The following is a 19,385-nucleotide window of genomic DNA, read 5'->3' as shown; positions in this document are numbered from 1 at the left end:
GCGGTAGCTTTGCCAGCTCGACCCCACCTGTCGTCCCAGGTGAGACCCGCGCTATTTCTCGGTAAGTGTCCGTACTCGTCCGTGACCGATGTCCGGGCCTTCCCCTCTACAGGGACATGAGCCTCACCGGGACCGCGTTCCTCTACACGCTGATCGTGCTGTCCGTCGTCACCCTCGTGCTGCCGCTCGCCCTGTGGTCGCGGCTGCGGGGACCCCGGGTCGCCCGCGCCGCCGCCCGCGTACTGATGGTGCTGTTCGCCCAGGGCACGGCCGTCGCCCTCGTCTTCGTGCTGGTCAACAACGAGAACAGCCTGTACGACAACTGGGCCGACCTGCTCGGCACCGGCAACCACGTCCAGCAGGCCGCGAACCTGGGCGCCGACGGCACCGGCGGGATCTCGCTGAAACGGTTGCCCAGGGTGAGGCAGCACTTCACCCACGCCTCGGGACCCGGTATGACGGGCGTGCGGGTCACCCAGCTCAAGGGCCGGGTCTCGGGGGTGAACGCCGAGGTCTACGTCTGGCTGCCGCCGCAGTACGCCGAACCCGCCTACCGGCACCACGAATTCCCCGTGGTGGAGCTGCTGTCGGGCTATCCCGGCTCGGCGAAGGCCTGGTTCGGATCACTGCACGCGGTCGGCCGGCTGCGGCCGCTGATGCGGGACGGCCGGGTGGCGCCGTTCATCCTGGTCGCCCCGCGCATGAACCTGCTGGCCGGGGTCGACACCGGGTGCGCCAACATCACCGGCACGGTCAACGCCGACACCTGGCTCAGCGTCGACGTGCCGAAGATGGTCACGGACAACTTCCGCGCCCAGTCGGGTCCCGGGGGCTGGGCCGCGGCCGGGTACTCGGCGGGCGGGCACTGCGCGACGAAGCTCGCGGTCGCGCACCCCGACCGCTACCGGGCCGCGGTCAGCATGTCCGGCTACAACGACCCGATCGGCGAACGCAACTCGCTGGCCGCCGAGACCCCCGCCCTGCGGCGCGCCAACAACCCCTACGTGCTGCTGCGCGACGCCCGCACCCCGCCCGCGATCGCGCTCTACCAGTCCGGCCAGCCGGGCGACGGGTACGAGGCAGCCATGGGCCTCGAACAGGTCGCGAAGGCACCGACGACCGTGCACGTGGTCTACATCCCGAAGAGCGCGGGCGGCCACAACATGGCGCTGTGGAAGCCGCAGGTGGTGCCGGCCTTCCGCTGGCTGACCGAGGAGATGGGGCTGTTGCACGGCCGGGCGGGCCCTACTCCTCACGCACGGTCGACCGGCGGTTCCACGCCCGCGGAGCTCGCCAGTGGAACCGCATCGCGAGCAGGCGCAGCACGAAGGCGGTGAGCGCGGCGAGCCCGCTGGTGAACGGGGAGAGAACGTCGTAACGGATGCACAGGGCGGCCATGGTGGCGCCGACGATCGCCGGGACCGCGTACAGGTCGCGGTCCCAGCGCAGCAGGGACGGGACCTCGTTGGCGAGCACGTCCCTGAGCACACCGCCGCCGACGGCGGTGGCGAGGCCGAGGGTCGCCGACTGGGTGAGGCCGAGCCCGTACTCGTACGCCTTCGTCGTCCCGGCGACGCAGAACAGGCCCAGGCCGGCCGCGTCGAAGACGTTCACGCCGGCCTGGATGCGCTCCACGTGCGGGTGCAGGAAGAAGACCAGGAGGGCGGCGAGCAGCGGGGTGATGAAGTAGCCCAGGTCCGTGAAGGCGGCGGGCGGTACCGCGCCGATGATCAGGTCCCGGAACAGCCCTCCGCCCAGCGCGGTGACCTCGGCGAGGACGGCGATGCCGAAGACGTCGAAGTTCTTGCGGACGGCCAGCAGCGCGCCGGAGATGGCGAACACGAAGATGCCCACGAGGTCGAGCGTGTGCTGGACGGAGGGACTGAACAGTTGCTGGAGCACACCGCATTCTTGCGCAGGGCTCCTACCGGACCGGTTTGCCCGTCGTGAAGAGCCAGGTGTGGAACAGGTCGTCCAGCTGCTGTCCGCTGACCTTCTCCGCGAGGCGGACGAAGTCGGCGGTGTCGGCGTTGCCGTAGCGATGGAGCTTGGTCCAGGCCGGCAGCAGCTTGAAGAACGCCTGGTCGCCGATCCGTTCGCGCAGCACCTGGAGGGTCATCGCGCCGCGCTGGTAGACCGCGGACGCGAACATCGTGTCGCGCTGCGGGTCGCCGACGGTGATCTGCCAGAACGGGTTGTCGGCGGGGCGGGCCTCGTAGCCGGCGAGGAAGGAGTCGTGGGCGCTGCGAGTGCCCTTGTGCTCGGCCCACAGCCACTGGGCGTAGGTGGCGAAGCCCTCGTTGAGCCAGATGTCCTTCCAGTGCGCGACGGAGACCGAGTCGCCGAACCACTGGTGGGCGAGCTCGTGCACGATCGTGGTCTCGTTGCGCACCGCCGAGTACACCGGCTTCGACTGCACCTCCAGCGAGAACCCCGCCTGCGGCATGTCGTCGACGATCGCGCCGGTCTCCTCGAAGGGGTACGGCCCGAAGACCTGCGACCAGTAGTCGGTGGCCTCGGCGGTGACGCCGTACACGTCGACGTTGCTGCTGTTCTCCAGGACCGGGTCGATGGCCGTGTAGATGGGGATCCCGCCGGGGGTCCTCCCGGTGCGGACGTCGAACTTGCCGATGGTGGCGGTCGCCAGGTAGGTCGCCATCGGCTTCTTCTCGCGCCAGTGGGTGTACGTCGAGCCGCCCTTGTCGTACGTCGACACGAGCCGGCCGTTGGAGACCGCGGTCAGGCCCTTCGGGGTCCGGATGCGGATGTCGTAGGTCGCCTTGTCCGCGGGGTGGTCGCTGGACGGGAACCAGGTGGAGGCGGCGTTGGGTTCACAGGCGACGAAGACGCCGTCGGGGGTCTTCATCCAGCCGTAGTCCGAGCCGAAGACGATGGGCCCGTTGAGGGGCTCGGGTATCCCGCCGTAGGTGACGGCGACCGTGAAGTCGCGGCCCTTGCGCAGGGATTGGCGGGGGCTGATGCGGATCTCGTCGCCGTCCCGCGTGAACCGGGCCCGTCTGCCGTCCACTTCGACTCTCGTGACCTGCAACTTCTGCAGATCCAGGTCGAAGGACGAGAGGTTCTGGGTGGCGCGGGCGGTGAGTGTCGTACGGCCGTCCAGCCGGTCGGTGTCCGGGTTGTACGCCACGTCGAGGGTGTAATGGCGGGCGTCGAAGCCGCCGTTGCCGAGGTTCGGGAAGTAGGGGTCGCCGATGCCGGGGGCGCCGGGTTTCGGGCCGGGGGCGGCGGCGATGACAAAGAAGGAAGCCGCCGCGGTCGCGACGGCTCCTAAACGTGCCGAACGGGAGAGTGCCATGGGTGTCGTCCCTTTCGAGCGTGTGCCGATAAGTCGGACACGGACGACTCTTCACTCTCCCGTTCGGGCATGTGCATGACTTTGCCAACTTGTCATGCGCTACTTGCCGGTTGGCTCCTGACGGTCGTCTTCCGCTTCGGGTGAGCCGGGGGTGTCGGAGACGGGCACCTCGGCGGGGGCAGGCACCTGGGCGCCGGCGGCAGGCGTGGTCCTCGCTCCCGGACCGGTCTTCCCGGCCGTGGTCTCGGCGTCCGCCGTGACTTCGACTGCGGGCTTCTCGGCCGCGGGCTTCTCGGCCGCACCCTCGGAGGGCGCTGCCTCCTTGGGGCCCTTCACCTCCGCCGCCACCGCCGCCGACGTCTCGGCCGACTCCGCCAGGACCTCCTCGGCGACCAGTCCGGCCGCCTCCTTGGCGACCGACAGGAGCACGGTGTCCTGCGGGGCCTGGTCCTCGAAGTTCTCGGGGTGGTGGCAGGCCACGCGCTGCCCGGGGCGCAGCTCGATCAGCGGCGGCTCCGTCGTCTTGCAGATCTCCGTCGCCTTCCAGCACCGCGTGTGGAAGCGGCAACCGGAGGGCGGGGAGATCGGGGACGGGACGTCGCCGCGCAGCAGGATGCGCTCGGACTTGGCGCCCCGGCGCTTGGGGTCCGGCACCGGGACGGCCGACATCAGGGCCTTGGTGTACGGGTGCATCGGCGCCTCGTACAGCGAGGTGCGGTCGGCGAGTTCGACGATCTTGCCGAGGTACATCACCGCGATGCGGTCCGAGACATGGCGGACGACGGACAGGTCGTGCGCGATGATCACGTAGGTGAGACCGAGCTCGGACTGGAGGTCGTCCATCAGGTTCACGACCTGCGCCTGGATCGACACGTCGAGGGCAGAGACCGGCTCGTCCGCCACCACCAGCTTGGGCTTCAGGGCCAGGGCGCGCGCGATGCCGATGCGCTGGCGCTGGCCGCCGGAGAACTCGTGCGGGTAGCGGTTGTAGTGCTCGGGGCTCAGGCCCACCAGCTCCAGCAGGCGCTGGACCTCCTTCTTCACCCCGCCCTCGGGCTCCACGCCCTGGAGCCGGAACGGCGCCGAGACGATGCCGCCGATGGTGTGCCGGGGGTTCAGGGAGCCGTAGGGGTCCTGGAAGATCATCTGTATGTCCCGCCGCAGCGGACGCATCCCGGCCGAGTTCAGCCGCGTGATGTCCTGGCCCTCGAAGTGGATCGAGCCGCCGGTCGGGTCCTGGAGGCGGGTGATGACCCGGCCCATGGTCGACTTGCCGCAGCCCGACTCGCCGACCACGCCGAGGGTCTCGCCCTTGCGCACCTCGAAGTCGATGCCGTCGACCGCCTTGACCGCGCCGACCTGGCGCTGGAGGACGCCCTTGCGGATCGGGAAGTGCTTCTGGAGACCCTCGACCTTGAGGAGGACCTCACGCTCTTCCGGAGCGACGTCGGTTTTCTTCGTCTCACTCACAGCTTCGGCGCAATCTCTTCGGTCCAGATCCGCGTGCGGTCCTCCAACGAGAGGTGGCACGCGGAGAAGTGCCCGCCGCCGACCTGCTGGAGCTCCGGGCGCACGGTACGGGTGACATCGCCCTTGGGGATGTCCGCGTACGGGCAGCGGGGGTGGAAGGCGCAGCCCGAGGGGACGTTGATGAGGCTCGGCGGCTGGCCCTTGACGGGGATGAGCCGCTCGGAGGTCTCCCGGTCGATACGCGGCATCGAGCCCAGCAGACCCCAGGTGTAGGGGTGCTGCGGCCGCTCGAAGACATCGTCGACGCTGCCCCGCTCCACGCACCGGCCGCCGTACATCACCAGGACGTCGTCGGCGATCTCGGCGACCACACCCAGGTCGTGGGTGATGAGGACGACCGCGGAGCCGAACTCCTTCTGCAGGTCCCGGATCAGGTCGAGGATCTGCGCCTGGACGGTGACGTCCAGGGCGGTCGTCGGCTCGTCCGCGATCAGCAGCTCGGGGTTGTTGACGAGCGCCATGGCGATCATCGCGCGCTGGCGCATACCGCCGGAGAACTCGTGCGGGTAGCCGTCCACGCGCTTGGCCGGCTCGGGGATGCCCACCCTGTCGAGCATCTCTATCGCACGCTTGCGCGCGATCTTCTTGCTGACGTTGTGGTGGACCCGGTACGCCTCCACGATCTGGCTGCCGATCGTGTAGTACGGGTGCATCGCGGACAGCGGGTCCTGGAAGATCATCGCCATCTCGCGGCCGCGCAGCCTGCGCACCTCGTCCGGGTCGGCGGAGACCAGTTCCTTGCCGTCCAGCCAGATCTCGCCTGACATCCGGACGTGCTTGCCCTGTGCCCCGAGCCGGTGCAGTCCCATGATCGCCAGCGAGGTGACGGACTTGCCGGAGCCCGACTCGCCCACGATGCAGAGGGTCTTGCCCTTCTCCACCTGGAAGCTGAGCCCGTCCACGGACTTGACCAGTCCGTCGTCGGTCGGGAAGTGCACCTTGAGGTCGCGGACCGCGAGGAAGGCGTCGGGGGCGTTCCCCGGAGCCGGCTCGCCCAGGGCGGCACCGGTCTTGGAGAGTTCGGTCACGAGAGCCTCACCCGCGGGTCGGCGGCGGCGTACAACAGGTCCACCAGGAGATTTGCGATCACGACGAAGAGAGCGGCGAGCAGGGTGACCCCGAGGATCGGGGGCAGGTCGTTGTCGGTGATGCCCTGCACCGCGTACTGGCCGATGCCGGGCAGCGAGAAGACCGTCTCGGTGATCACGGCACCGCCGAGCAGCAGACCCAGGTCCATGCCGAAGACGGTGATGATCGGGGTCAGTGCGGCCCGCAGCCCGTGCCGGGCCACGACGTTGCGCTCCCGCAGGCCCTTGGCGCGGGCCGTGCGGATGAAGTCCTCGTTCATCGTCTCCAGCATGCCCGAGCGGGTCAGCCGCGCGTAGATGGCGGAGTACAGGAGCGCGAGCGAGCACCAGGCCGGGAAGAGCGTGTTGGCCCACTGGGCCGGATTCTCGGTGAACGGTACGTAGGTCCGCCCGAAGATCGGCCACTGGTAGGTGAAGAGCAGCAGCGCCAGGTTGCCCGTGAAGAACATGGGCAGCGAGACACCGGCGAGCGCGACGCCCATGAAGGTGCGGTCGAAGAAGCTGCGGGGCTTGAGTGCGGAGATCACACCGATCACCACACCGGACACCAGCCACATCACGGCGGCACCGGCGGCCAGCGAGACGGTCACCGGGATGCGCGAGGTGAGCTGTGGCCAGACCGCCTGGTGGTTCTTGAAGGAGTAGCCGAAGCAGGGCGCATCGCAGTGCGCCGTCGTGGGGCCCAGGTTGTAGGTGGCGCCGGTCACGATCCCCTTGATGAAATGCCAGTACTGGGCATACAGGGGCTCGTCCAGACCGAGGTTCTGCTTGACCGCGAGGATGTCGGCCTTCGTCGGACTCTTTCCGATGTACTGCTGCGCGAGCTGGTCGGCGGTCTGGCCGGCCATCCGCGGCAGCAGGAAGAAGATCGCGAAGGTGACCGCGGTGACGACCAGCAGCAGGATCACTGCCGCGAACGTCCGACGGAGGATGTACGAGATCACGGGGATCGGCGCTGGTGCCCGCGGGCCGCGAGGCCCACGGGCACCAATGCCTTCACCTGCCTTCCGGGGCTACTTCTTGGTCGTGCCGATGTTGAGGTAGTCGTACTGACCGCTGAAGGCCGCCGTGGACACCAGGTTGGTGAAGCCCGCCGGGCGGTACAGCAGGACCTTGAAGTAGGTCAGCGGAACGAGCGCGGCCAGGTCCATCGCACGCTTGTCGACCTGCCCGTACAGGGCGTTGCGGGCGGTGTCGTCCTCGGTGGCGATGGCCTTCTCCAGCATCTCGTTGATCTGCTTGTCGTTCAGATACGAGAGGTTGGTGTTGCCGGAGGCACCGATCGCGTCACCGTGCAGGATCTGCTGCAGGAAGCCGTAGCCGGAGGGCCAGTCGGCACCCCACTGCATCATGTGCAGACCGATGTTCTGCTTCTTGTCGAAGGTCGGCACACCGGCGTAGTCGGTGAAGTACTTGCCCGACGGGTACTGCTTCAGGCTGGCGTTGATGCCGACCTTCTTCAGCGAGGCGATGATCGCGGTGGCCGCGTCGATCTCCTGCGGACGGTCGCTGCGCGCCGAGAGGTTGGTGTTGATCGTCGTCTTGCCGCAGGCCTTCAGCTGCTCCTTGGCCTTGGCGACGTCACCCTTGTTGCCGGTCGTCTCGTAGACGTTGGCCTTCTGGTAGCCGGTGATGTCCGGCGGCAGAACGGTGGTGGCGATGTCACCGCGGATCGGGCCGCCCTCGGCGGTCTGCACGGAGACCTTGTCGATGGCGTACTCGACGGCCTTGCGGCACTCGACCTTGTCGAACGGCGCGACCTGGTTGTTGATCGCCATGTAGACCAGACGGCCACCGTAGGTGTTGTCCGTGTTGGACTTCAGGTCGGCGCTGTTGACGACCTTCGCCTGGGTCGCGGCCTGAACACCGGTACCACCGAGGTCGATCGCGTCACCGGCCTGGACGTCCTGGTCGATGGTCTCCGGGCTGACCTTCAGCTTGACGACGATCTTGTCCGGGTACTGCTTGCGCAGCGGGTCGCTCTTCGCGTCCCAGTTCTCGTTCTTGACGAGGACGGCCTGCTTGCCCTCGTCGTAGCTCTGGAACTTGTACGAGCCCGAGGACACGATGCTCTTGACGTAGTCGATACCGGTGTCCTTGGCCTGCGGGACCGGAGCCGTCTGCGGCGTCGCGACCAGGTAGTCGAACTCCTGGAAGGGGCGGTTGAGCTTGAAGACGATCGTGGTGTCGTCCGGCGTCTGGATGGACTTCAGACCCTCGGCGCTCTTGTCCTTGTAGGGACCCTTGTACGCCTTGCCGCCCTCCATGAACTGCTGGAAGTAGTTCGGGCCGAGGGAGAGCACGTCACGCGCGAAGTTGGAGCGCTCGACGGCGTACTTGACGTCCTTCGAGGTGATCGGGGTGCCGTCCTGGTACTTCAGACCCGAACGGATCTTGTACGTCCAGGTCTTGCCGCCGTCGCTCGGCTCGCCCGCCTTCTCGGCGAGGTCCGGGACCAGCTTGTTGCCCTCCTCGCCCGGACCGGGCTGGAAGGTCATCAGCGGGCGGGCGTACAGCCGGCTGAGGTTGTACATGTAGGCGTAGTACGTGTTGCCGGGATCGAAGGAGTCCGGCACGTCCGAGAGCTCGTACGTGACCGTCCCACCCTTCTGGGTGGAGGCATTGACGACGCCCTTGGTCGCTGCGTTGGCCCCAGCCGACTTGTTCCCGTCTCCACCGTTGTCATCGGCTTTGCTGCAAGCCGAGAGCAACAGGCTCGCACTGCCGATGGCCGCCACTGCGGCCAGCGCTGACCTTCGCATGATGGTCTGCTTCCCCTTCAATTGTCGGAAATCTTGTGGACTCTCACCGCGGCCGCGGGTCAGCGGCTGCGCGGGTCGAGAGCGTCGCGGAGACCGTCGCCGAGCAGATTGAACGCCAGCACGGTCACGAAGATGGCCAGACCAGGCACGATCATGAACTGCGGGTCGACCTGGTAGAAGTCGACGGCCTGGTTGAGCATGCCGCCCCAGGAGGCCTGGGGGGGCTGAATGCCGACGCCGAGGAAGCTCAGCGACGCCTCGAAGAGGATGTTGGTCGGAATGAGCAGCGTCGAGTAGACGATGATCGGGCCGACGAGGTTCGGCAGCAGCTCCCGGAACAGGATGTACGGCCCCCTGGCCCCCATCCCGCGCGAGGCGTCGACGAACTCCCGCTCGCGCAGGGCCAGCGTCTGGCCGCGCACGATGCGGCCCAGGTAGGGCCAGTTGAAGAAGCCGATGACGAAGATCAGCACACTGATGTGCAGCGGCAGACCCTCGAGGCCGAAGGCGCCGCCCTGGAGCGTGGCCGAGATGGCGATGGCGAACAGCAGGAGCGGGAACGCCAGGAAGGTGTCCATCAGCCGGCTGATGATCGTGTCGACCCGTCCGCCGTAGTAGCCGGCGACCACGCCGAGCACGGCGCCGATCGTGTTGGACAGGATCGTGGCGCCGAAGGCGACCACCAGCGAGACCCAGGAGCCCTCGAGGATGCGGGTGGCGATGTCGCGGCCGAACTTCGGCTCCACACCGAGCGGGTGCGACCAGCTCATGCCGCCGAAGTCGCCCTTGGGCAGCGAGGTGTTCGGGTCGATCAGGTCCTGGTGCAGGGCGTTCGGGTCCAGGCCGAACATGGCCTGGATGGGCCGGGAGAGCACCGCGAGCAGGATCAGCAGGATGACGATCACGCCACCGGCGACCGCCACCTTGTCCTTCTTGAACCGGGACCAGGAGATCTGCCCCAGGGAACGGCCCTCGATCTGCCCCTTGTCGACGCCGACGAGGACAGCCTCCGGCTGCGCCTCGGCCTGCGCCCCGGTGGTCTCGATCGGTGCGGTCACAGTGACCCGACCCCTCTCGCCGGTGGTGACCGGCCTACACCTGCCGTGGATTACGGCTTTGTCGACTTGCTCAGCGCACAGGAACGTCTGATCCTGCGTCTGCCTGGGGAGTCTTCAGCTTCGCTGCGATCACCCGCCAGGCCTGACGAAGAAAGTATGCGTAACCGTGATGCAGTACGAAGGATTCCGTTATCCGAACAGCGGGTAACGCCTCCCGGACGCATGCCAGTTGGGACAGAACGGCACAATAGGCGACGATCGTGATGATCCGCCGCTATCTACGCGCGAAGAAATGTGGCCGTTACGTAAACGAGGCGAACGGGTTGTCATCGCTCTCAGTAACCGCCACGGGCCGGCGGGTAGCCGTACCCGGCTGCCGGCGCCTGGGCCGGGGATCCGTGCGCCTCACGGTCGTAGAACGGACGGGCCCCGGCGCGCATCCACAGCGCCACCGGGTCGTACTCGTCGGACATCGCCACGGTCGACACCGGCAGCCCGTCCGGGACGGCGCCGATGGACTGCTGCATCATCGCGCGCACCGAGTCCACGGCCGAGGGGCTGGTGTCGTACACGTCCAGGCCGATGGCCAGATACGGCGCCCCGAGCGCCGGCTGCACCCAGGCGCGGCGCAGCGAGCGGACCGCCGGGGTGCGGTGGGCGTTCTGCACCAGCAGGGCGTAGAACTGGGGGATCTCGATGCCGGGTTCCGACAGCCTGAGCGGCCCCGCGGGCTGGCGCTCCAGGCCGGTCGCGATGCGCCGCAGGTCGAGCCAGGGGATGCCGACCCCGCCGCCGGGGGCGTGCGGATTGAGCCAGAGTCCGTAGTGGTCGGGGTAGAGCGTGCGGGCCACGTCGATGCCGTCGACCACTTCGTACGAACGGTTCCAGCCGCTGGCGCTCAGCTCCTGGGCCGAGGTCACACAGGGGGCGTAGCCGTAGCCGCCGACCTCCATGTTCGCGTACTGGGCGTCCGGGGAGCCGGACTGGCCGTGCCACAGGAGCATCCAGATCTGGCCGGATCCGGGGGTCGCGAGTGCCTTGAGCAATGCCTCGTAGGCGTCGTAGCGCCCGGGCGTCACCTGGCGCAGCATGTGCTCGACCGTGCCGGTCGCGGTGCCGCTGGCGCTCACGTCGTATCGCCCCTTCTTGAAAGTTCCCCGAGTATGAAACCAGCTTAAGCGCCCACCAGCTCGGGACCTGTGCGTCGTCGGCGAGTGCGGGTCGTCCGTGCCTTGTCGCGCTAGGGCCCTTCTGATGGATCTCCGTGGAAGAAGGAGCGGCGTTCGGTGCGTGCGATCGGCGTGCGGCGTGGAGGGTCATGTGGCGGAGCCACCTGGCCCTTCGCGCCGTGCGGTGAGCGTGCGTGCCGGGCGTCGCGACGCCGCGGAGATCCATCAGAAGGGCCCTAGCCCCGCGTGTAGAAGGGCCGTACCTGCCCCCGCATCCAGTGGCCCACCGGGTCGTCCGCCACGTCGAGCAGGACCAGGTTGACCGGCCAGTGCACCGGGGTCCGCCCCAGGGCCCGGCCGAGGGCGTCCATCGGCAGGGTGCGCAGGTCGCCCTCCCACTGGGAGAGTTCCACGCCCACGAACATGACCGGGTCGGCGGTCTCGATGGCGGCCAGGCAGCGGCGGGCCGTGAGGACCACTCCCGTGGCCGCGAACTCGGCGGACGCGGCTGCCAGGAAGTCGACCGGGTCGTCCTGCCAGTCCGGCTCGTAGAGCTTGACCCGGCCGCCGGTGTTGGGCCCGTCCAGCGGGGTGCGGCCCACCCGGCACAGCTCGGCGACGGCGGCGGGCGGGAGGGGGACGCCGACCACGCCGTCGGGGTTCACCGCGACGCCCACGTGCGGGGGCAGGCCGCGGGCGAACTCGACCGCCGGGGCGATGGTGTACGACAGATGGCTGCCGACGACCTGGCGGAACTGCTCCTCGGAGCTGAAGACCGGGACGTACGCCTGGCCCTCGATCTCCAGGGTGGGCAGGTCGAGGGGGCCGCTGTGCGGGCCGCCGCCGTTCGGCAGGGGGATCCAGACGAAGCTGCGGCCGAGCACCTCGATGATCCGGGCGCCCGCCGAGGGCATGCCGAGGGAGGCCGAGAGCACCTCCTCCAGCTCGTTGCCGGGCCATCCGCCGTGCGGATGGGGGTGTGCCGACTGTGCCGGGAAGTGCGCGGGAAGATCCGCCGGGAAGTCCATCTGTGTGACCGCCTGCTGTGAACCGCTGATGTGGCTGAAAGGCTAGCGGGTGCGGAGGATGTGTGGCTCAGCCCGTGAACCCGATCCGCCGCAGGACGTCCGCCGCGTCCCGGTCGATCAGCACCGCCGAACCGCAGCCCTGGGGCAGGTCGCCGCGCTCCACGGAGCGGATCAGCCGGGCGGCCGCCCCCCGGTGCCGCAGGAAGGCGTACCGCGAGACCCCCCGGCCGCGCTCGCGCTGACCCTCCAGCGCGGTGTCCGCGGTGACGTCGAGCAGCAGCAGGTGCAGGGTGCCGCCCCGGCGCCGCGCCTCGCGGGCCAGCCAGCCCCGCACCCAGGCCTGCGTCCCGCAGTCGTGCACCACCACTCCCTCGCCGGAGCGCAGGGCGCGGCGCAGTGCGGCGTAGTGCGCGAGCCGGACCAGGGGGCGGTAGGCGGCGTACGGCAGTAAGCGGGCCAGCCGGCCGTCCCAGCGGTCGCGGGTGTCCTGGGAGTCGATCCGGATGCCTTTGACCGCACGCCTCATCAGCGTGGACTTGCCGCTGCCGGGCAGGCCGGTGATGACGACGAGGTCCCCGGGGCCGAAGAGCAGGGCGTGCGGACTGCGGCCCGCGCGGTCGCGCAGGTCACGGACGACCGGGCGGGCCCCCGGGGTCTCGACCGCCGGGGCCGCGGGCTGCTCGGGCAGCGCGAGCCCCGAGGTCGTCGCGTACGCCGTGGTCCTGTTCACCGTCATCGTCCTCCTCCGGGGTCGGGCTTCCCCTCCCCACCGAGCGTAAAGAGAAGGTAATGGATGATCTCTCGTGTTTCTGTACGCGTACCGTCACGAGCCGGTTACAGAAGGGAGGGGCCGAGGCGGCCCTGCCGTGGGCGTCGGATGCGTGCAATGATGTCGGCGCCAACTGCATACCGGCCGCTTGAATCCGCGCGGGAGAGTCCCGGGGTACGTGTACCCGGGCGCCGAAGGAGCAAGTCCCTCCCTTGAATCTCTCAGGCCCCGTTACCGCGCGGGCGAGGCACATCTGAAAAGCGGGCCGCCGACTCGACGGTGGCCCCACCCACGGTGCAAGCCACCGGCCACTCGTGTGGCCGGGGCGAACCTCTCAGGTTCCGATGACAGATGGGGAGGAATACCTCGCCCGTCACACCCATGTCCTGGGATCCTTGGAGACGACCGTCCGATGAGCAGTTCTGAACTCCGTCTCACCGCGCTCGATGCCCTGCACCGCTCGCTCGGTGCGACGATGACCGACTTCGCCGGCTGGGACATGCCCCTGCGGTACGGCTCCGAGCGCGACGAGCACACCGCGGTACGCACGAAAGCCGGGCTCTTCGACCTCTCCCACATGGGCGAGATCACCGTGACCGGGCCGCAGGCGGCCGGGCTGCTGAACTTCGCCCTGGTCGGCAACATCGCCTCGGTCGGTGTCGGCCGGGCCCGCTACACCATGATCTGCCAGGCCGACGGCGGCATCCTCGACGACCTGATCGTCTACCGGCTCGGCGAGACCGAGTACCTGGTGGTCGCCAACGCCTCCAACGCCCAGGTCGTGCTGGACGCGCTGACCGAGCGCGCGGCCGGCTTCGACGCCGAGGTGCGCGACGACCGGGACGCCTACGCGCTGATCGCCGTACAGGGACCGGAGTCCCCCGGCATCCTCGCGTCCCTGACCGACGCTGACCTGGACGGCCTCAAGTACTACGCCGGTCTGCCGGGCACGGTCGCCGGGGTGCCCGCGCTGATCGCGCGCACCGGGTACACCGGCGAGGACGGCTTCGAGCTGTTCGTGAAGCCGGAGCACGCGGTCGAGCTGTGGCAGGCGCTGACCAAGGCCGGCGAGGGCGTCGGGCTCGTCCCCTGCGGGCTGTCCTGCCGGGACACGCTCCGCCTGGAAGCGGGCATGCCGCTGTACGGGCACGAACTCTCACGGGAGCTGACCCCCTTCGACGCCGGGCTCGGGCGGGTCGTGAAGTTCGAGAAGGAGGGGGACTTCGTGGGGCGCGAGGCGCTCGAGGCAGCCGCCTCCCGCGCCGCCGAGAACCCCCCGCGCGTCCTGGTCGGGCTCGTCGCCGAGGGGCGCCGCGTCCCGCGGGCCGGGTACGCGGTCGTCGCGGGCGGCGAGGTGATCGGCGAGGTCACCTCCGGTGCCCCCTCGCCCACGCTGGGCAGGCCGATCGCGATGGCGTACGTCGACGCCGCGCACGCGACGCCCGGCACGACGGGTGTCGGTGTGGACATCCGGGGCAGCCACGAGCCGTACGAGGTCGTGGCGCTGCCGTTCTACAAGCGCCAGAAGTAGCCGCCGTAGGTGATGCTGGGCACAGAGTCACTGCTCACGCACGCCTTCCGCAGTCCCCCCTTCACCAGCACTCCCCCGCGTACAGGAGAATTCAGGCCATGAGCAACCCCCAGCAGCTGCGCTACAGCAAGGAGCACGAGTGGCTGTCGGGCGCCGAGGACGGCGTCTCGACGGTCGGCATCACCGAGCACGCGGCCAACGCGCTCGGCGATGTCGTCTTCGTCCAGCTCCCGGAGGTCGGTGACACGGTGACCGCCGGCGAGACCTGCGGCGAGCTGGAGTCGACCAAGTCGGTCAGCGACCTGTACTCCCCCGTCTCCGGTGAGGTCACCGAGGTCAACGAGGACGTCGTGAGCGACCCGGCACTGGTCAACTCCGCCCCCTTCGAGGGTGGCTGGCTGTTCAAGGTACGCGTCTCGGAGGAGCCGGCCGACCTGCTCTCCGCCGACGAGTACACCGCCTTTTCCGCCGGCTGAGGAGTCCGCACCCGATGTCCGCACTGAACACCCCCCTGCACGAACTCGACCCGGAGATCGCCGCCGCGGTCGACGCCGAGCTGGACCGTCAGCAGTCCACCCTCGAGATGATCGCCTCGGAGAACTTCGCTCCGCTCGCGGTCATGGAGGCACAGGGCTCGGTCCTCACCAACAAGTACGCCGAGGGCTACCCGGGCCGCCGTTACTACGGCGGCTGCGAGCACGTCGACGTGGCCGAACAGATCGCGATCGACCGGGTCAAGGAGCTGTTCGGCGCCGAGTACGCCAACGTGCAGCCCCACTCCGGGGCCTCCGCGAACCAGGCCGCCCTGTTCGCGCTGGCCCAGCCCGGCGACACGATCCTGGGCCTGGACCTGGCGCACGGGGGTCACCTGACCCACGGGATGCGGCTGAACTTCTCCGGCAAGCAGTTCAATGTCGTCGCCTACCACGTGGACGAGTCGGGCCTCGTCGACATGGCCGAGCTGGAGAAGCTCGCCAAGGAGCACCGGCCCAAGGTGATCATCGCGGGCTGGTCGGCGTACCCGCGGCAGCTGGACTTCGCGGAGTTCCGCCGGATCGCCGACGAGGTCGAGGCGTACCTGTGGGTCGACATGGCCCACTTCGCCGGCCTGGTGGCGGCCGGGCTGCACCCGAACCCCGTCGAGTACGCGGACGTGGTCACCTCCACCACACACAAGACGCTGGGCGGACCGCGCGGCGGGATCATCCTCGCGAAGAAGGAGTTCGCGAAGAAGTTGAACTCCTCCGTCTTCCCGGGCTTCCAGGGCGGCCCCCTGGAGCATGTGATCGCGGCGAAGGCGGTGTCCTTCAAGGTCGCGGCCTCGGAGGAGTTCAAGGAGCGCCAGCGGCGTACGGTGGACGGTGCGCGCATCCTCGCCGAGCGTCTGACGGCCGACGACGCCCGGGAGGCCGGGATCGACGTGCTCTCCGGCGGCACCGACGTCCACCTCATCCTCGTCGACCTGCGCGAGTCCGAGCTGGACGGCCGGCAGGCCGAGGACCGTCTCCACGAGGTCGGCATCACGGTCAACCGCAACGCCGTCCCCAACGACCCGCGCCCGCCGATGGTGACGTCGGGGCTGCGGATCGGCACGCCCGCCCTGGCCACCCGCGGCTTCACGGCCGAGGACTTCGCCGAGGTCGCGGACGTCATCGCGTCGGCGCTGAAGCCGTCGTACGACGCGGAGTCGCTCAAGGCCCGGGTGAAGGCCCTCGCCGACAAGCACCCGCTGTACGCCGGCCTGAACAAGTAGTTCCACGGTGGGGGCACCCGACGACGTGTGCCCCCACCCTTTGTGAAGGAGTTCCCGTGGCCATCTCGGTCTTCGACCTGTTCTCGATCGGCATCGGCCCGTCGAGCTCCCACACGGTCGGCCCGATGCGCGCGGCCCGCATGTTCGCCCGCCGCCTGCGCAATGAGGACCTGCTGTCCTCCGTCGCCTCGGTGCGCTGCGAGCTCTACGGCTCCCTGGGCGCGACCGGCCACGGCCACGGCACCCCGAAGGCGGTGCTGCTCGGCCTGGAGGGTGCCTCCCCGCGCACGGTGGACGTGGAGAACGCGGACGAGCGGGTGGCGGAGATCAAGGCCGCGGGCGTCCTGAAGCTGCTCGGCGAGCGCGAGATCCCCTTCTCCTTCGACGACGACCTGGTACTGCACCGCCGCAAAGCCCTCCCGTACCACGCGAACGGCATGACGGTGTGGGCGTACGACGCCTCGGGCGCCGAGCTCATGTCGAAGACGTACTACTCGGTGGGCGGCGGGTTCGTCGTCGACGAGGACGCCATGGGCGCGGACCGGATCAAGCTGGACGACACGGTCCTGAAGTACCCCTTCCGCACCGGCGACGAGCTGCTGCGGCTGGCGAAGGAGACCGGTCTGTCGATCTCCGCCCTGATGCTGGAGAACGAGCGGGCCTGGCGCACCGAGGACGAGATCCGGGCCGGGCTGCTGGAGATCTGGGAGGTCATGCGGGCGTGCGTGTCGCGGGGCATGTCCCGTGAGGGCATCCTGCCGGGCGGGCTCAAGGTGCGCCGCAGGGCCGCCGTCACCGCCCGCCAACTGCGCGCCGAGGGCGATCCGTTGGCGCACTCCATGGAGTGGATCACGCTCTACGCGATGGCGGTGAACGAGGAGAACGCGGCGGGCGGACGGGTGGTGACCGCCCCGACCAACGGGGCCGCCGGCATCATCCCCGCGGTGCTCCACTACTACATGAACTTCGTGCCCGGCGCCGACGACGAGGGTGTCGTCCGGTTCATGCTGGCGGCCGGCGCCATCGGCATGCTCTTCAAGGAGAACGCCTCCATCTCCGGCGCCGAGGTCGGCTGCCAGGGCGAGGTCGGCTCGGCCTGCTCGATGGCCGCGGGCGCCCTCGCCGAGGTCCTCGGCGGCTCCCCCGAACAGGTCGAGAACGCCGCCGAGATCGGCATGGAGCACAACCTGGGCCTGACCTGCGACCCGGTCGGCGGCCTGGTCCAGATCCCCTGCATCGAGCGCAACGGCATGGCCGCGGTGAAGGCGGTCACGGCGGCCAAGATGGCGCTGCGGGGCGACGGCTCGCACAAGGTGTCCCTGGACAAGGTCATCAAGACCATGAAGGAGACCGGGGCCGACATGAGCGTGAAGTACAAGGAGACGGCCCGGGGCGGGCTCGCGGTGAACATCATCGAGTGCTGAGGCGGGCGAGGTTCGCCCCGGCGCGAGCGAGCAGTAGCGACACGTTCCCCCTGTCGACAGTTCACTGCATTCCGGTCATGACAGACCAGTACGGCGTGTCCCGCGGTCGGCGCAGGTTGCCGTGCCGCCCGGACCGGCGCCCGCGCGCAGTCGAGGTTCCTCCGCCGACATGTGGGGCATCATCAACTCCCGTCCCCCCACCCACACTTCAGGGAGCCCCCACATGCTCCGAGGTATCGATGTCAGCGCCTACCAGTCCTCCTCCTACAGCACGGAGGGCCTCTCCTTCGTCTTCGTCAAGGCGACGGAGGGCCGCTCCTACACCAACCCGAAGCTCTCCGCCCAGACCAAGCACGCCCGCGACGCCGGGCTGGTCGTCGGCTTCTACCACTTCCTGTGGCCCGGCAACCTCACCGCCCAGGCCGAGTACTTCGTCAAACACGCCCCCGAGAAGGGCGGCGACATCCTCGCGGTCGACTGGGAGACGACAGGCGACGGCACCCACGCCAGCAACGCGGAGAAGGACAGCTTCATCCGCAAGGTGAAGCAGCTGCGCCCGAACAACCGGGTCGTGCTCTACACGAACCGGCACTACTGGCTGACGGTCGACACCACGTCGTACGCCGGCGACGGCCTCTGGATCGCCGACTACGTCACGGCCGGCAAACCCCGCATCAAGGCCAAGTGGCGCTTCCACCAGTACACCGACGACCCCGTGGACAAGAACGTCGCCGACTTCGCGAGCAAGGCGGCCCTGCGCGAGTGGGCCACCGACGCCTGACCCCGGGGCCGCGCATAGGCTTCGGGCATGGGTAGGACGATCACTGCGGTCAGCAGCAACGGTACGTACTCGTTCACGAAGCCGAACCGGGAGAGCATCACCTTGCTCGCCGGGTTCGGGGTGGAGGGGGACGTCCACGGCGGGGCGACGGTCAAGCACCGGTTCCGGATGAGGAAGGACCCCTCGCAGCCGAACCTCCGGCAAGTACACCTGATGCACGAGGAGCTGTTCGAGGAACTCCGTGAGGCCGGGTTCGAGGTCGGCGCCGGGCAGCTCGGGGAGAACGTCACGACGCGTGGCGTCGATCTGCTGGGGCTGCCGGTGGGGACCCTGCTGCACCTGGGCGACGAGGCCGTCGTGGAGGTGACCGGGCTGCGGAATCCGTGCGCGCAGATCGACGGGTTCCAGAAGGGGCTGCTGAAGCAGGTCGTGGGCCGGAGTGACGACGGCCGGGCGCTGTTCCGGTCCGGGATCATGAGTGTGGTGGTCAGCGGGGGTGTGGTGCGGGCCGGGGACGCCGTGGGGGTGGAGCTGCCCGAGGGTCCGCACCGGGCGCTGGACATCGTCTAGCCCGCGAACGGATCCTCCAGCTCCCCCCGCAGGATCTCCGCCGCCCCCTCCGCGTCCCCGTCGGCCACCGCCCGGACCAGCGCCGCGTGGGCCTCGTCCGCGGTGTGGGGGCGTCGTCGCGCAGGCCGGTCAGGGCCAGCAGCTCGACCAGGCCCTCGCGCAGGACCGGCGTGAACTCCCCACTCTCATCGCCCGCGCGCTGATGCCCGAGCCGCGGCTCCTGCTGCTCGACGAGTCGGCGACCGGTCTCGACCTGCCGGGCCGCGAGCAGCTGATCGACGCCCTGGACGGTACGGATCCGGGGCCGGGGCCGGGCATGACGAAGGGGGCGCCCGTCGGGGCGCCCCCCTCACCGTCGGCTCTACTTGTTCAGGTAGGCCCAGAACTCGTCGAACGACAGGAGCTTGTCGCCGTTCAGGTCGCGGCTCTTGATGATCGCCTCGGCGACCGACTCGGTCACGTTCCAGTCGCCGCCCTGGGCCAGGGCGGACTTGAACTCGGCGGCGGTGATGGAGCCGTCACCGTCCGCATCGATCCGCTCGAACTGCTTGCGTGCTTCCTCGATGTCGATGTGCGCCACCGGTCCGCCCCTTTTCTTGCCTTTGT

At 69.2% G+C, this 19,385-nt stretch carries 18 protein-coding genes and 1 riboswitch; of the genes, 7 read left to right on the top strand and 11 right to left on the bottom strand.

Translation table 11 applies throughout. The features are described 5' to 3' along the window. The first annotated feature begins 116 nt into the window (after positions 1–116). Positions 117–1,337: an alpha/beta hydrolase gene (locus ACGFWE_RS39955; RefSeq protein ID WP_393605179.1), complete on the top strand. Its 1,221-nt coding sequence runs from the start codon at positions 117–119 to the stop codon at positions 1,335–1,337. Here the strand turns inward: ACGFWE_RS39955 and ACGFWE_RS39950 are convergent. The 10 genes from ACGFWE_RS39950 to ACGFWE_RS39905 all read right to left on the bottom strand — a co-directional run bounded on the left by ACGFWE_RS39950 (position 1,246) and on the right by ACGFWE_RS39905 (position 12,687). Next, entirely contained in the window at positions 1,246–1,902 is a 657-nt protein-coding gene (locus tag ACGFWE_RS39950) for a trimeric intracellular cation channel family protein (RefSeq protein WP_352389325.1), read from the bottom strand. The genes ACGFWE_RS39955 and ACGFWE_RS39950 overlap by 92 nt on opposite strands. Positions 1,903–1,924: 22 nt before the next feature. Then, a complete protein-coding gene (locus tag ACGFWE_RS39945) occupies positions 1,925–3,316 on the bottom strand; it encodes a M1 family metallopeptidase (RefSeq protein ID WP_393605177.1) in 1,392 nt (463 codons plus the stop codon). 99 nt (positions 3,317–3,415) lie between these two features. After that, positions 3,416–4,786: a dipeptide ABC transporter ATP-binding protein gene (locus ACGFWE_RS39940; RefSeq protein ID WP_393605175.1), complete on the bottom strand. Its 1,371-nt coding sequence runs from the start codon at positions 4,784–4,786 to the stop codon at positions 3,416–3,418. After that, on the bottom strand, positions 4,783–5,874 hold the full coding sequence (locus ACGFWE_RS39935; protein WP_352389322.1) for an ABC transporter ATP-binding protein: 1,092 nt from the start codon (positions 5,872–5,874) through the stop codon (positions 4,783–4,785). The genes ACGFWE_RS39940 and ACGFWE_RS39935 overlap by 4 nt, the downstream gene beginning before the upstream one ends. Then, positions 5,871–6,878 carry an ABC transporter permease gene (locus ACGFWE_RS39930; RefSeq protein WP_352389321.1) on the bottom strand — a complete coding sequence of 336 codons (1,008 nt, stop codon included), beginning with the start codon at positions 6,876–6,878 and terminating at the stop codon, positions 5,871–5,873. Before ACGFWE_RS39930 ends, ACGFWE_RS39935 begins: the two co-directional genes overlap by 4 nt. Before the next feature lie 69 nt (positions 6,879–6,947). Then, positions 6,948–8,696: an ABC transporter substrate-binding protein gene (locus ACGFWE_RS39925; protein WP_352389320.1), complete on the bottom strand. Its 1,749-nt coding sequence runs from the start codon at positions 8,694–8,696 to the stop codon at positions 6,948–6,950. 59 nt (positions 8,697–8,755) lie between these two features. Continuing rightward, the gene (locus ACGFWE_RS39920) at positions 8,756–9,754 is read right to left on the bottom strand and encodes an ABC transporter permease (RefSeq protein ID WP_393605172.1); all 999 of its coding nucleotides are present in this window, start codon (positions 9,752–9,754) and stop codon (positions 8,756–8,758) included. A gap of 335 nt (positions 9,755–10,089) precedes the next feature. Then, entirely contained in the window at positions 10,090–10,884 is a 795-nt protein-coding gene (locus ACGFWE_RS39915) for an enhanced serine sensitivity protein SseB C-terminal domain-containing protein (RefSeq protein WP_352389319.1), read from the bottom strand. Positions 10,885–11,159: 275 nt separating this feature from the next. After that, positions 11,160–11,951 carry an enhanced serine sensitivity protein SseB gene (locus ACGFWE_RS39910; protein WP_352389318.1) on the bottom strand — a complete coding sequence of 264 codons (792 nt, stop codon included), beginning with the start codon at positions 11,949–11,951 and terminating at the stop codon, positions 11,160–11,162. A gap of 67 nt (positions 11,952–12,018) precedes the next feature. Then, positions 12,019–12,687: an AAA family ATPase gene (locus tag ACGFWE_RS39905; protein WP_352389317.1), complete on the bottom strand. Its 669-nt coding sequence runs from the start codon at positions 12,685–12,687 to the stop codon at positions 12,019–12,021. Between the two features lie 182 nt (positions 12,688–12,869). Beyond that, positions 12,870–12,967, top strand: a riboswitch (glycine riboswitch). Between the two features lie 165 nt (positions 12,968–13,132). Here ACGFWE_RS39905 and gcvT point away from each other — a divergent pair. The 6 genes from gcvT to ACGFWE_RS39875 all read left to right on the top strand — a co-directional run bounded on the left by gcvT (position 13,133) and on the right by ACGFWE_RS39875 (position 18,779). Then, the gene (gcvT, locus tag ACGFWE_RS39900) at positions 13,133–14,251 is read left to right on the top strand and encodes a glycine cleavage system aminomethyltransferase GcvT (RefSeq protein ID WP_352389316.1); all 1,119 of its coding nucleotides are present in this window, start codon (positions 13,133–13,135) and stop codon (positions 14,249–14,251) included. Positions 14,252–14,349: 98 nt separating this feature from the next. After that, positions 14,350–14,727, top strand: coding sequence for a glycine cleavage system protein GcvH (gene gcvH, locus ACGFWE_RS39895; protein ID WP_031058756.1), 378 nt, complete (start codon positions 14,350–14,352; stop codon positions 14,725–14,727). Between the two features lie 14 nt (positions 14,728–14,741). Next, positions 14,742–16,004 carry a serine hydroxymethyltransferase gene (gene glyA / locus ACGFWE_RS39890; RefSeq protein ID WP_352389315.1) on the top strand — a complete coding sequence of 421 codons (1,263 nt, stop codon included), beginning with the start codon at positions 14,742–14,744 and terminating at the stop codon, positions 16,002–16,004. A gap of 56 nt (positions 16,005–16,060) precedes the next feature. Next, positions 16,061–17,428: an L-serine ammonia-lyase gene (locus ACGFWE_RS39885; RefSeq protein WP_352389314.1), complete on the top strand. Its 1,368-nt coding sequence runs from the start codon at positions 16,061–16,063 to the stop codon at positions 17,426–17,428. 223 nt (positions 17,429–17,651) lie between these two features. Then, positions 17,652–18,209 (top strand): glycoside hydrolase family 25 protein, encoded by a 558-nt coding sequence (locus ACGFWE_RS39880; RefSeq protein WP_352389313.1) that lies wholly within the window; start codon positions 17,652–17,654, stop codon positions 18,207–18,209. Between the two features lie 27 nt (positions 18,210–18,236). Then, a complete protein-coding gene (locus tag ACGFWE_RS39875; protein WP_352389312.1) occupies positions 18,237–18,779 on the top strand; it encodes an MOSC domain-containing protein in 543 nt (180 codons plus the stop codon). Positions 18,780–19,140: 361 nt separating this feature from the next. On the opposite strand, the gene ACGFWE_RS39870 is transcribed toward ACGFWE_RS39875, so the two are convergent. After that, positions 19,141–19,359, bottom strand: a complete 219-nt coding sequence (locus ACGFWE_RS39870; RefSeq protein ID WP_330264349.1) for an EF-hand domain-containing protein — start codon at positions 19,357–19,359, stop codon at positions 19,141–19,143. Between the last annotated feature and the right edge of the window lie 26 nt (positions 19,360–19,385).

Source organism: Streptomyces sp. NPDC048523 (genome assembly GCF_043199815.1).
Classification (GTDB): Bacteria; Actinomycetota; Actinomycetes; order Streptomycetales; family Streptomycetaceae; genus Streptomyces.
This window is presented reverse-complemented; position numbering and strand designations above follow the sequence as displayed.